10 protein-coding genes are annotated in these 12,559 nt (G+C 73.2%); 6 read left to right on the top strand and 4 right to left on the bottom strand.

Annotation, left to right across the window (positions count from 1 at the left end):
* Positions 1–90 precede the first annotated feature (90 nt).
* The 3 genes from ACIA8K_RS08505 to ACIA8K_RS08495 are packed head-to-tail and all read right to left on the bottom strand — an operon-like array spanning position 91 to position 2,754.
* Positions 91–831: a helix-turn-helix transcriptional regulator gene (locus ACIA8K_RS08505; RefSeq protein WP_396056406.1), complete on the bottom strand. Its 741-nt coding sequence runs from the start codon at positions 829–831 to the stop codon at positions 91–93.
* A gap of 31 nt (positions 832–862) precedes the next feature.
* Complete coding sequence (locus ACIA8K_RS08500) at positions 863–1,540, bottom strand: response regulator (protein WP_396056404.1); 678 nt, start codon at positions 1,538–1,540, stop codon at positions 863–865.
* Complete coding sequence (locus ACIA8K_RS08495; RefSeq protein ID WP_396056401.1) at positions 1,516–2,754, bottom strand: sensor histidine kinase; 1,239 nt, start codon at positions 2,752–2,754, stop codon at positions 1,516–1,518. Before ACIA8K_RS08495 ends, ACIA8K_RS08500 begins: the two co-directional genes overlap by 25 nt.
* A gap of 130 nt (positions 2,755–2,884) precedes the next feature.
* Between ACIA8K_RS08495 and ACIA8K_RS08490 the strand changes: the two genes are divergently transcribed.
* Both ACIA8K_RS08490 and ACIA8K_RS08485 read left to right on the top strand, forming a co-directional pair.
* Complete coding sequence (locus tag ACIA8K_RS08490; RefSeq protein ID WP_396056399.1) at positions 2,885–3,793, top strand: ABC transporter ATP-binding protein; 909 nt, start codon at positions 2,885–2,887, stop codon at positions 3,791–3,793.
* The gene (locus ACIA8K_RS08485) at positions 3,790–4,593 is read left to right on the top strand and encodes an ABC transporter permease (protein WP_396056397.1); all 804 of its coding nucleotides are present in this window, start codon (positions 3,790–3,792) and stop codon (positions 4,591–4,593) included. Before ACIA8K_RS08490 ends, ACIA8K_RS08485 begins: the two co-directional genes overlap by 4 nt.
* Positions 4,594–4,690: 97 nt before the next feature.
* Here the strand turns inward: ACIA8K_RS08485 and ACIA8K_RS08480 are convergent, their stop codons facing one another.
* Entirely contained in the window at positions 4,691–5,200 is a 510-nt protein-coding gene (locus tag ACIA8K_RS08480; protein ID WP_396056395.1) for a GbsR/MarR family transcriptional regulator, read from the bottom strand.
* A gap of 92 nt (positions 5,201–5,292) precedes the next feature.
* On the opposite strand from ACIA8K_RS08480, the gene ACIA8K_RS08475 reads away from it, so the two are divergent.
* From ACIA8K_RS08475 to ACIA8K_RS08460, 4 genes are all read left to right on the top strand, one after another.
* Positions 5,293–6,213, top strand: a complete 921-nt coding sequence (locus tag ACIA8K_RS08475; protein WP_396056393.1) for an ATP-binding cassette domain-containing protein — start codon at positions 5,293–5,295, stop codon at positions 6,211–6,213.
* Positions 6,210–7,811 (top strand): ABC transporter permease, encoded by a 1,602-nt coding sequence (locus tag ACIA8K_RS08470; RefSeq protein ID WP_396056391.1) that lies wholly within the window; start codon positions 6,210–6,212, stop codon positions 7,809–7,811. The genes ACIA8K_RS08475 and ACIA8K_RS08470 overlap by 4 nt, the downstream gene beginning before the upstream one ends.
* Before the next feature lie 105 nt (positions 7,812–7,916).
* Positions 7,917–10,298 carry an AMP-binding protein gene (locus ACIA8K_RS08465; RefSeq protein ID WP_396056389.1) on the top strand — a complete coding sequence of 794 codons (2,382 nt, stop codon included), beginning with the start codon at positions 7,917–7,919 and terminating at the stop codon, positions 10,296–10,298.
* Positions 10,295–12,373: a YhgE/Pip domain-containing protein gene (locus ACIA8K_RS08460; protein WP_396056387.1), complete on the top strand. Its 2,079-nt coding sequence runs from the start codon at positions 10,295–10,297 to the stop codon at positions 12,371–12,373. Before ACIA8K_RS08465 ends, ACIA8K_RS08460 begins: the two co-directional genes overlap by 4 nt.
* Positions 12,374–12,559: the final 186 nt, after the last annotated feature.

The following is a 12,559-nucleotide window of genomic DNA, read 5'->3' as shown; positions in this document are numbered from 1 at the left end:
TCCAGATCTGGATTTCCCGCTCCCGCCGTGGCCGGGACCCGCATGCTCCCGCGGCCTCGGATCCGTGGGTGGTCGCGCACCCCCGGTGGCTCAGCAGGCGGAGGACCACAGGTCGATCGCGGCGGGCAGCAGCGTGAACAGGGCGGCCAGAAGCAGTGCGGCCAGGACGATCGGGCCGAGCACGGCTACGGCGGACGGCAGCGCCGGCAGCCCCGCCGGCGACTCGGGCAGGCGGGCGGCCGGGATCTGCGGCTCGGCCGGGGCCACCCCGCCGGACGGCGGCGGGGGGTCGAACTGCGGATCCGAGGTGGTGAGCGCTTCCCGCCAGTGCTGCCAGCGGGCCCGGTCGGCCGCGGGAAGGTCCAGCCCGGCCAGGATGCGGGCGACGAACTCCGCGGACGGGACGCGGGTGGCGTTGAGGGCGGCGCTTACCGTGCTGGGTGAGTAGTTCGCGCGGGCGGCCACGGACCGCTGGGTGCCGTTGCGCCGGATCAGTTCACGAAGCCGCAGGTTGAAGTCGGTCGGCCCGGCCGGCGCGTCCTCGGCGCCGGCGGACGAGCGCTGCCGGTCCAGCGCGTTCCGGGCCCGTTCCCAGACGTCACGAAGCGCGGGCTCGTCCGCGCCGCAGGCGGTGCCGTACGCGCGGGCCACCTGCCAGGTGGGCAGCGCGTCTCCCGAGGCGGCGCGGCTGAAGACGGACGCCGAGTAGCCGCCGGCGCGCTCAAGCTCCGGATAGGTCTTCCCGGACACGCCCCGGAGCCGGCGCAGGTGCTCGGCAAGCGCGGCCAGCTCCCGTACCCCGGTGGTGATCGTCTTTTCCGGTCTGCCCATCCCGGATGAAACTACCAAAAAGCGGACGGATTTAGACGAGTCCGGCGTCGTGCACCAGGATGGCGATCTGGACACGGTTGTTCAGGTCCAGCTTGGTGAGCAGGCGGGACACGTGCGCCTTCACGGTGGCGACGCTCATGAACAGCTCGGTGGCGATCTCCGCATTCGACTTGCCCTGGCCGACCGCGACCGCCACCTCGCGCTCCCGCTCACTGAGCCGGGCCAGCAACTCCTGCGGCCTGCCCCGCACCGGTTCCGGCGCGGCCACGTGCGCTATCAACTGCCGGGTGACAGTGGGCGAGAGCGTGGCCTCACCGGACGCGACCCGGCGCACCGCGTGGATGATCTCCTGCGGCGGCGTGTCTTTCAGCAGGAAACCGCTGGCGCCGGCGCGCAACGCCCGCAACACGTACTCGTCGAGGTCGAACGTGGTCAGCACGATCACCTCGGGCGCATCCGGCCGGGAGCGGACCGCCTCGGTCGCGGCCAGCCCGTCCACCCGCGGCATGCGGATGTCCATCAGCACCACGTCCGGCCGGTCGCGCGCGATCGCGTCGGCGACCTCCGCGCCGTCCGCCGCCTCGCCGACCACGGTGATCTCCGGTGCCGCGCCGAGGATCATCGACAGCCCGGTCCGGACCAGCGCGTCGTCGTCCACGATCAGCACGCGGACCGGTGGCGGGTTCAGGTCATCGGCCACGGCAGCCATGCCTCCAGGGTGAAGCCGCCGCCCGGCTCGCGGCGATGATCAAGTCGTCCACCGGCAAGTGTGGCACGCTCCGCGAGGCCGATCAGCCCCGTCCCGGTGCCGGGAATTGTGGACGCGCCGACCTCGACCGCGCCGGGATTACACACAGTTATCGACAGGCCTCGTCCGGGTGCGCCGTCGACCGCGACCGTGACCCGCGCGCCGGGTGCGTGCTTGCGGGCATTCGTCAGCCCTTCCTGGATCATGCGGTACGCCGTGCGCCCGACCGCGTCCGGCGGGCTCACCCCACCGTCCGGCAGGGAGAGCGCGACCCGCGCCCCGGCCTCACGCGACTCCGCAATCAGTGTGGTCAGGTCCGCAAGCGTCGGCTGCGGACGCTCCGGCTCGCCGGCCGCCGCGGGCTCGCGCAGCACGCCGATCACCTCGCGCAGGTCCTGGAGCGCCTGGTGCGCGCTGGCCCGGATCACGCTCGCCGCCTTCGCCACCTCCGCCGGCGGCGCGTCCGGCCGGATCTCCAGCGCGCCGGCGTGCAGACTGAGCAGCGAGATGCGATGCGCGAGCACGTCGTGCATCTCCCGCGCGATGCGGGCGCGCTCCAGCTGCCGGGCCTGGGCCACGCGCAACTGCTGCTCCGACTCGGCGCGCTCGGCCCGGTCCCGCAGCGAGCGGACAAGCAGCCGCCGGGACCGCACCAGCGAGCCGGAGAGCAGGACGAACGCGGCGAAGAACACGGTCCAGCCCACAGCGCCCCAGTAGGTGAACTGAGGGTCCGGCCGCACCAGGCCCAGCACAAGCGCCGGCACCACGTTGAGCACTGTCATCAACGCGGCCACCGGGAAGCGGCGGTGCACCGCGACCGAGAACATCACCACGATCACCGCGGCCGCGCTGGCCACCGAGAAGAAGCCGAGCAGCGCGGCGAACAGGCACAACGTGACCGGCCGGCGTCGCCGCCACCACAGCCCCGCACAGAGCAGCAGGCTCAGTGCGAAGTCCAGCCAGAGCAGCCAGCCCGACGCGCGGGCCACGACCGGCTCGGCGCGGTTGAACAACGACTCGAACGTCACCGCGAACACGAACGCCGCCGACAGCGTGAACGTCACGGTGTCGACCAGCCAGTCCCTGGCCGTCCGCGGGCGGACCGGGTCGTCCTCGTCGAGCGCGTCGAGCGCGCCGCGCAGCGACCAGCGGTCCACTGTTGAAGGGGTCGCCATATCCCCAGGCTAAGGGCGTGGCTGGAGACCTGATACCGACCAAAGTCGAATCGGTCACGCGACTTTGGTCTCCACACAGTCAACTCCGGACCGACGCGGGCGACCGGGTGGCTCCGACAGGCTTAGCACCATGATTACGGCTGACCACCTGACCAAACGGTACGGCGCGCACACCGCCGTCGACGACGTCTCGTTCACCTGCGAGCCCGGCACGGTCACCGGCTTCCTCGGGCCGAACGGCGCGGGCAAGTCGACCACCATGCGCATGATCTGCGGGTTGACGCCGCCGTCCGCGGGCAGCGCCACCGTGGCCGGTGTGCCGTTCCGCAAGCTGCCCAACCCGGGCCGGCGGATCGGCGTGCTGCTTGACGCGTCCGCGCAGCACGGTGGGCGTACCGGCCGGGAGGTGCTGTCGCTCTCCGCGCTGACCATGGGCGTGCCGCGGTCCCGGGTCAGCGCCGTGCTCGACACTGTCGGCCTGGACGCCAAGGCGGCACGCAAGCGGGTAGGCCAGTACTCACTCGGCATGCGGCAGCGCCTCGGCCTGGCCCACGCGCTGCTCGGCGAGCCCGGCATCCTCATCCTCGACGAGCCGGCCAACGGCCTGGACCCCGAGGGCATCTTCTGGATGCGCGGGCTGCTGCGCGACTTCGCCGACCGGGGCGGCACAGTGCTGCTCTCCTCCCACCTGCTGCGCGAGGTGGAGGCGGTCGCGGACCGGCTGGTGGTGATCGGCGGCGGCCGGATCGTGGCGCAGGGCGACAAGGCGGAGCTGCTCGCGGGCGGCGGGACGCTTGTGCGCGCCGTCGACCCGGCCGGGCTGGCCACCGCGCTGGACCGGGCCGGCCTGCAGTACACCCGCACCCAGGACGGCGCGCTGCTTGTCAGCTCGGAGCCGGGCGCGATCGGGTGGGCCGCGGCCGAGAACAACGTGGTGCTGCTTGAGCTCCGGCCGGCCGACGGCGCCGGACTCGAGCAGATGTTCCTGACCCTGACGGCCACGCCGGCCGCCGCCGCTGTGGAGGAGAGCAAGCGATGACCACCGGAACGCTTCAGACGGAACGGCCTGCCACACCTGTGGACGGCGCGGAGCGTACCCCCGGCCGGGTGTCGCTGTTGACTTTGACCTGGGTGGAGCTGCGCAAGCTCGCGGACACCCGGGCCGGGCTGTGGCTGCTGATCGTGATCGGCCTCGGCATCGTGCTCACCCACGTCGCCATGCTTGCCACCGCAGAACCGCGGGCCGCGGCGAACTACGCCGGGCTGATGGGCTTCGCGCAGATCCCGGTCAGCATCCTGCTTCCGGTGCTGGGCATCCTGGCGATGACCGGCGAGTTCTCCCAGCGGACCGCGCTCACCACGTTCGCGCTGGTGCCGGCGCGCGGCCGGGTGCTCACCGCGAAGCTGCTCGCCGCGGTCGTGATCGCGCTGATCACCACGGCGGTGACCGCGGGCACGTCCGCGATCGCCAATCTGGTCGCGATCGGCCTGGACGGCGACGGCTCGTGGACGCTCAAGCCGGAGGCGCTGCTCGGCTTCGTCGTGCTGGAGATCGTCTACATCCTGATGGGCTCCGCGTTCGGCGCGCTGCTGCTGAACTCGCCGCTCGCGATCGTCCTCTACTTCGTGGTGCCGACGCTCTGGACCACGCTCGGCGCGCTGATCAGCTGGCTGCACAAGGCCGCGGAGTGGCTCGACATGAACGCCACCTCGATGCCGATCGGCGACGTGGGCGTGACGTCCGGGCAGTGGGCGCGGTTCGGGGTGTCAGCGCTGGTCTGGGTGGTGGTGCCGCTGGCCTTCGGCATCATCCGGATCATGCGCCGCGAGATCAACTGAGTCCTGGCGCCGCTCCCAGGGGGGTGGACGGCGCCCGCGATACGGCTGCCGGGGTCCGATTCGGGCTCCGGCAGCCGCGCGTGGTGCGGACGGTCCCCTACGAATCGGCCGGGCGCAGGCGTTCCGCGAGCCGTTCCTCCTTGACCGCGACCCAGCGACCGACGATCTTGTCCATCTCCCCCTGGGCGAACTCGAAGAAGTCAGCCATCTCGGCCACCCGGAGACCCGGGCCGGTCTCCGGGCCACCGGCCGCGTCCACCCCCTCGGCCGCCAGCTCGGAAAGCTGCTTGAGCAGCGAGTTCTTCGCGGTGGTGGCGCCGTACCACGGGTGGTCGAGGGGCAGCCGGTAGCGATCCGCGCGCGAACCGGGCACCGGCTCACGCACCACCATGGAGAGCGTCGTCAGCTGCCGCACCGCGCCGGAGATCGCGGCGGGGCTCACGCCGAGCCGCTCCCCCAACTCCCCGGCGGTCAGCGCGTCCTCCTCCGCGGTCATCAACGCCATCACCACGCGGCCGGACATCCGCGGAAAGCCGTAGTCGGCCAGCACCATCGCGACGTGCTCGACGAACTGACGGACGGCGTCCTCATCGCGGGAACCGGTCACGGGCTGCCTCCAGGAAGTCGGGTTTCGGCACTCCATGATTGCTGACCAACACAGCTTTTACAAATTACTGAAACAAGCGTAGCTTCCGAAATATGGATAACGTCATCTCCGTGTCCGGACTGGTCAAGCGGTTCGGACCCACGCTCGCGCTGGACGGCCTGGACCTGGAGGTCCGCCCGGGCGAGGTGCACGGATTCCTCGGTCCCAACGGCGCGGGCAAGTCAACGACGATTCGCGTGCTGCTGGGACTCCTCCGGGCGGACGCCGGTCAGGTCCTGCTCCTCGGCGGCGACCCCTGGGCGGACGCCACCACGCTGCACAGGCGGCTGGCGTACGTGCCGGGCGACGTCACGCTCTGGCCCAACCTCTCCGGCGGCGAGATCATCGACCTGCTCGGCCGTCTCCGCGGCGGGCTCGACAAGCATCGGCGCGCCGACCTGCTTGACCGATTCGAGCTGGACCCGCGCAAGAAGGGCCGCACCTACTCCAAGGGCAACCGGCAGAAGGTGGCGCTTGTCGCGGCGCTCTCCTCCGACGTGGAACTGCTGCTCCTCGACGAGCCCACGTCCGGCCTGGACCCGCTGATGGAGGAGGTCTTCCAAAAGTGCGTGGCCGAGGAGAAGGCGCGCGGGCGTACCGTGCTGCTCTCCAGCCACATCCTGGCCGAGGTCGAGGCGCTGTGCGACAGGGTCAGCATCATCCGCAACGGCCGGACCGTCGAGACCGGCACGCTTGGCGAACTGCGCCACCTCACGCGTACCTCGATCGCGGCGGAGTTGTCCGGCCCGCCGAACGGCCTCGGCACGCTCCCCGGCGTCCACGGCCTGGTGATCGACGGCGACAACGTCCGGTTCGAGGTGGACACCGCGCAGCTGACCACCGCACTGCGCGCGGTCACCGAGGCGGGGGTACGCAGCCTCACCAGCCACCCGCCGACGCTTGAGGAGCTGTTCCTGCGCCACTACCAGGACGACCTCTCCGGTACCGGCCGTGAGGAGGCGGCGGCGCGATGACCGGCGAGACCACCACCGGCGCGGGCACGCTGATCCGGCTGATCCTGCGGCGCGACCGGGTGCTGTTACCGCTGTGGACGTTCGTGCTGGCGATGCTTCCGCTCAGCTACCTGGCCGCGATGGCGGGCCTGTTCGACACGGACGCGGAACGCGCGCAGTACGCCACCTCCACCGCAGCCAATGCGGCCGACCTGGCGATGGTCGGCCCGGTCTTCGGCGACAGCGTGGGCGCGCTCGGCGCCTGGCGTTGCGGCGTCGTCTACGTCCTGCTTGCGCTCGCGAGCCTGCTCACAGTCGTCCGGCACACGCGCGCGGAGGAGGAGGCCGGGCGCCGGGAGCTGGCCGGCGCCGGCGTGCTGGGCCGGCACGCACCGATCACCGCCGCGCTCGCCGTCGTGCTCGGCGCGAACGTGCTGCTCGGGCTGATCGTGGCGTTCGGCATCCAGACCGACGACCGGGCCGGCGCGGTGGCGCTCGGCGTGGCCCTGGCGGCGCACGGCGCGTTCTTCGCCGCGGTCGGCGCGGTCGCGGCGCAGCTCACCCCGACCGCGCCCGGCGCGCGGTGGATCGCGGTGGGCGTGCTCGGCATCTCCTATCTGCTGCGCGCGGCCGGCGACTCCGGCGGTGCCGGGAACGGCCTCGAATGGCTGTCCTGGCTCTCCCCGACCGGGCTGGCACAGCGGGTCCAGCCGTTCGCAGGCGAGCGGTGGTGGCCGGCGCTCCTGCTGCTCGGCGCCGGGCTGCTGCTGGTGCTCGCCGCCTACGCGCTGTCCGCGCGGCGGGACATCGCTGCCGGGCTGCTGCCGGAACGGCTCGGCCGGGCGGAGGCGGCGCGCTCGCTGCGTACCCCCGTGGCTCTGGCCTGGCGGTTGCACCGCGGCGCGCTCATCGGCTGGACCGTCGGCTACCTGGTGGCCGGCGCCGCGTTCGGTGGCGCCGCGAGGTCGGCGTCCGACCAGATGAGCACGAACGCGAACCTGGAGGAGATCCTCGCCCGGATCGGCGGCACGTCCTCGCTCGACGACGCGTTCCTGGCCTCGACGATCGCCATCATGGGCCTGATCGCGTCCGCGTTCGGCATCCAGGCCGCGCTGCGCCTGCGGGCCGAGGAGGAGTCCGGCCGGGCCGAGCCACTGCTCGCCACCGGCGTCAGCCGCGTCGGTCTCCTCGGCAGTCACCTGCTCTTCGCGCTGCTCGGGCCCGCGGTCGCGCTGCTCGCGCACGGGCTGACCTCCGGGTTCGTCTTCGGCGCGGCCACCGGCGACGTCGCCGGCCAGATCGCACGCATGGTGGGCGCGGCCGCTGCCCAACTGCCCGCGGTGTGGCTGGTGACCGCGATCGCGGTGGCGTTGTTCGGCCTGCTCCCCCGGCTGGCAGCGGTCGCCTGGGGCATCCTCGTCGCATGTCTGCTGCTCGGTCAGGTCGGCGCGGTCCTGCGGCTTGACCAGCGGCTGCTCGACGTGTCGCCGTATACGCATCTGCCCCACCTGCCGGGTGGTGACGTGTCCGTGCCCACACTTCTCACGCTCTCCGCAATCGCGGTGCTGCTGCTGGCCGCGGGCACGCTCGGCTGGCGCCGCCGCGACCTGACAGGCTGACCGCAGGAGAGCCGCGGGCGGTTAGCACAGCTTCTCCGGCGGGATCCGGTAAGGCCGATTCGAGGGATATAAGCCCTAAATCAGTCTTACGCTGCCGGAGTGGCGGTGTCGGCGCAACGGTGGCCGGAGCGCGCCCTCCTCTGCGAACGGACCTCCGCCGGCTGGCACGCACTCACCCCCGCCGAGCTGCAGACCCGGATCAGCAAGCGGGCGGGCGGGCTCCTCGCGGCCGGACTCGGTGCGGGCGACCGGATCGCGATCCTCGGGCCGCCCGGAAGCGAGTGGACGATCACCGACCTGGCGGCCTGGTGGATCGGCGCGATTCCGGTGGCGCTCCAGGAGGAGACGCCCGCCGACCAGCTCGACTGGATGCTGCGCAGTTGCGGCGCCACCGCCTGCGTAGTCACCGGCGACGATCCCGCGCTCGCGGACCGGGTAGCCGCGGCCGGCCTCGCGCACGGCTGGCAGCCCGGCACGGACGGGCCGCTCGCACCGCTGTCCGCGCTGGAGGTCCCCACGCTCGGCACGATCCCGCCCGCGGCCATGCCGGCCGGCGCGGTCGCCACAATCGTCTACACGTCAGGCGTCGGTGGGCGGCCCGCCGCCTGCCGGCTCACCCACGCGAACCTGGACGCGGCCGCCGCAGCGATCCGCGACGCGATGCCGCAGCTGTTCGAGGGCGAGCCGCGCACCGTACTCTCCGCGCTGCCGCTGTCCCACGCGTTCGGCCGGATCGTGCAGCTCGCGGCGTTGATCGGCGGCGCCCGGATCGCGCACACCGGGCCGGAGCGGATCCTCTCCGACATCGAGGCGCTGCGACCGGCCGTGCTCGCCGCGCCGCCGCGCTTCTTCGAGCACCTGTGGGGACGGCACGTCGGTGACGACGCCGCCGCGGAACGCGCCGCGCTGGCCGAACCCACCGGGCTGCGCGGACGGCTGCGCCGGGGCCGGCACGACCGGGCGTACGCGGCGCTGCGGACCGCGCTGGGCGGCCGTACCGAGTGCCTGATCACCGGTGGCGCGCCGGTGAGCGAACGCCTCGCCAAGCTCTACCGGGGCGCGGGCGTGCCGTTGCTCGCCGGGTACGGCCTGACCGAGGCCACCGCAGCGGTCACACTGAACACGCCCGCGCTGTACCGGCCCGGCACGGTCGGCACGCCGCTGCCCGGCGTCGAGGTGCGGGTCAGCCCGGACGGCGAGATCTTCGTACGCGGGCCCGGCGTCTTCCACGGCTACGACGGCCCGTCCGAGGCGGACCGGGACCCGGTGATCGACGCGTCCGGCTGGCTGCACACAGGAGACCTCGGCGCGCTCGACGACGACGGCTACCTGCGCATCCTCGGCAACGTCGAGGACATGCTCACGCTCCACTCCGGCCGGCGCGTCGCCGCGGTGGCGCTCGAGGAGGCGGTGCGCGCACACCCGCTCATCGCGCACTGCCTGGTGGTGGGCGAGCGCCGGCCGTACGTCGCCGCGCTGATAGCGCTCGAGGAGAGCGCGGTCCGGCGCGCGTTCCCGGACGCCGTGGATCCGGCAGGCGACCCGCGCGTCATCGAGACGGTCCGGGTCGCGATCGACGCCGCCAACGCGGGCGCGTCCGCGGCCGAGCAGATCCGCCGGTTCGAGATCCTGCCCGGCGGTCTGTCACGCCGGGCCGGGCACCTCACGCCCACGCTCCGCCCCCGCCGCGGCCTGCTCACCACGCTGTTCGCGGCGGACATCGAACGGCTCTACGCGATCGAGGCGCTGCCGGAGGTGGTACTCGAGGAGCCGGTCGCCACGGTCACCATCGAGGCCCGCGCGGTCACCGCGGCCGGGATGCTGCGTGCCACGAGCGTCGCCGTCGTCGGCGGCCGCCGGGTCGCGGTCGCCGGCCCACCCGGACACGGCCATACCGCACTCGCGCTGGCACTCGGCGGCCGGCTCGAACCCGACGGCGGCGAGGTCACGCTCGACGGCGTTCGGGACGGCCGGCGGCTGCGCGCCGCGGTCGCGCTCGTCGACGTGCCCGGCATCAGCGAGCCGGACGAGATGCTGCCGCTCGCCACAGTTGTCGGCGAGGAACTGTCGATGGCCAGGGCGAAGGCCGGGCGCCGGGCGGTCCGCGACTGGCTGGACCGGCACGGCGCGCTCGTCTACGCGGAGACCCGCACCGGGCACGTGCCCGGACCGGTCCGCACGCGTGTGCTCGCCGAGCTGGCCGCGCTCCGCCCCGGCGTCAGCGTGCTCGTGCTCACGCTTCCGGACCGGCACGCGGGCGGACCCGGTGGCTGGTGGGACCTGGCCGGCGTGTTCGCGGCCCGCGGGTACGGCGTGGTCGTCCAGTGCACTGACACGTCCGCGGACCTGCTCGGCCTGCGCGCGGTCCGGCTCGGCTGCGCGGATCCGGACACCCCGGCCGTCACCAGCGCGTTCACCATCGGCACGATCCGCCGCCCGGAGCTGGGCGCGTCCGCGATAGCCAGGAACACCGAGGAGTTGCTGTGAGCGCTGTCCGACTGGCGGTCTCCGAGCTGCGCCGGCTCACCATCGGCCGCATGCCGAAGCTTGTGGTGCTGGCGCTGGCCGCGGTGCCGCTGCTCTACGGCGGGCTCTACCTGTACGCGAACTCCGATCCGTACGGGCGGCTCGGCGGTGTACCAGCCGCCCTGGTGGTCGACGACGCCGGCGCGATGACGCCGGACGGCTCGCTGCTGCAGGCCGGCGCGCGGGTCGGCGCCGAACTCATCTCGGACGGCACCTTCGACTGGAAGCGCACCACAGCCGAGGCGGCCGAGGCGGGCGTGCGGGACGGCGAGTTCGACTTCGCGCTGCGCATCCCCGCGGACTTCTCCGCCGCGCTGGTCTCCACCACCGAGGCGGTCGAGAGCGGCAGCGCGCCCCGCCAGGGGACGATCGTGCTGACCACGAACGACGCCAACAACTACGTGGTGCACACGATCGCGGCGCAGGTCGCCACCCGGATCCAGAGCTCGCTGTCCCGTGAGGTCGGCAGCCGCGCCGCCGAACGGTTCCTGCTCGGCTTCCAGCACATCTACCAGAGCACGTCGCAGGCCGCGGACGGCGCGGACCGGCTCGCCACCGGCGCCGGGCAGGCGCACAGCGGCGCGGAGCACCTCGCGGACAGCAGTGCCGCGCTGGCCGGTGGCGGCAGCGACCTGCTCTCCGCAGCCCGGGACCTGGCCGCGGCAGCGCTTGCCGGCGGCGACAGCGCCCGCACGCTGGCGGCCGGTGTCGACGATCTGTCCGGCGGGCTGAACAGGCTGCGCACCACCTCGGCCGGGCTGCCGAGCCGGACGACAACGCTTGCGGACGGCGCGGCCTCAGTTGCGGCCGGCGCACGTGAGGCGGCCACCGCGGCCGGCGGCATCTCCGCCTCCGGCGCGGCCACGCTGAGCGGCCTGGACGCCGACGCGGACGCGCTGACCGGGCGACTCAGCTCACTCGGTGTGCCGGGCGACGAGGTCGCCGAGATCAGCGCGCGGCTTGCGGAGGCGCGCACGTCACTGTCCACCTCGCACGCGACGGTGGCCGCGCTCGCCACCCGGCTCGACTCGCTCGCGCTCGGCGCGGAACAGACCGCAGCCGGCGCGACGGCGCTCAAGGCCGCGCTGCCCACGCTCGCCAGCGGCATCGACTCGGCCGCGGCCGGCGCCGCCGGGCTGCACACCGGCGCGTCACAGGTCGCGGCCGGCGGCACCAAGGTCAGCGACGGCGCCATCGCGCTGCGGGACGGGCTGGCCACGTCCGCCACCGGCGCCGCGAAGATCGCCGACGGCTCGGCCACGCTTGAGCAAGGGCTCGGCACGCTGACCACGGACGCGAAGAGCCTGGCGGCCGGGCTGCGCAGCGGTCTCGCCGAGATCCCGAACCTGGACGCGCCGGCCCGTACCGCCGCGGCCGGCACCATCGCGGACCCGGTCGACGTGCGGACCGTGCGGCAGAACGAAGCCGCCAACTACGGCGCCGGGCTCGCGCCGTTCTTCCTGTCGCTGGCCGCCTGGATCGGCGGTTACGTGCTGTTCCTGCTGGTCCGGCCGCTCTCCAACCGCGCGATGGCGGCGAACCAGTCCGGCCTGCGAATCGCGCTCGGTGGCTGGCTCGCGCCGGCGCTCCTCGGCGCCGCCCAAATGGGTCTGCTCTTCGCGGTAGTCATGCTCGCGCTCGACTTCCGCCCGGCGCACCCGGCCGGGATGGCCGCGTTCATGATGCTGGCGTCCGCCACGTTCATCGCGATCATCCACATGCTCAACGCATGGCTGGGCGCGGTCGGACAGTTCCTCGGCCTGGTGCTGATGGTGTTGCAGCTGGTCAGCGCGGGCGGCACCTTCCCCTGGCAGACCATCCCGGCACCGCTGCACGGCCTGCACCACGTCCTGCCGATGAGCTACTCCGTCGACGGCCTCCGGCACCTGATGTACGGCGGCGACCTGATGGCCGTCGGCCGCGCCTCATCGATCCTGGTGACCTACCTGGCGGCGGCACTCCTGCTCACCGCGCTCGGCGCCCGCCGCCACCGGGTCTGGACCGTGGCCCGGATCAAGCCCGAGGTCGTTCTCTGAGCGCGGGTCCGCGGCCCCCTCCGGCAACAGATCAAGATCTTGATTTTCCCACGTCCGCCGTGGCCGGGACCCGCACGCTCCCGCGGGCCGCGGACCCGCGGCGGTCCCGTCCAGAGCCAGAACGGACGGCGTGGGCCGCATGCTTTCGCCCTGGCAGGGCGGGTCCGGCTCCGACGCGGGAAAGCG

Source organism: Catenuloplanes sp. NPDC051500 (assembly GCF_044454585.1).
Lineage (GTDB): Bacteria > Actinomycetota > Actinomycetes > Mycobacteriales > Micromonosporaceae > Catenuloplanes.
This window is presented reverse-complemented; position numbering and strand designations above follow the sequence as displayed.

Coding starts and splice junctions, on each gene's coding strand:
- ACIA8K_RS08505 (WP_396056406.1), bottom strand. CDS start 831: ATGGGCAGACCGGAAAAGACGATCACCACCGGGGTACGGGAGCTGGCC.
- ACIA8K_RS08500 (WP_396056404.1), bottom strand. CDS start 1,540: ATGGCTGCCGTGGCCGATGACCTGAACCCGCCACCGGTCCGCGTGCTG.
- ACIA8K_RS08495 (WP_396056401.1), bottom strand. CDS start 2,754: ATGGCGACCCCTTCAACAGTGGACCGCTGGTCGCTGCGCGGCGCGCTC.
- ACIA8K_RS08490 (WP_396056399.1), top strand. CDS start 2,885: ATGATTACGGCTGACCACCTGACCAAACGGTACGGCGCGCACACCGCC.
- ACIA8K_RS08485 (WP_396056397.1), top strand. CDS start 3,790: ATGACCACCGGAACGCTTCAGACGGAACGGCCTGCCACACCTGTGGAC.
- ACIA8K_RS08475 (WP_396056393.1), top strand. CDS start 5,293: ATGGATAACGTCATCTCCGTGTCCGGACTGGTCAAGCGGTTCGGACCC.
- ACIA8K_RS08470 (WP_396056391.1), top strand. CDS start 6,210: ATGACCGGCGAGACCACCACCGGCGCGGGCACGCTGATCCGGCTGATC.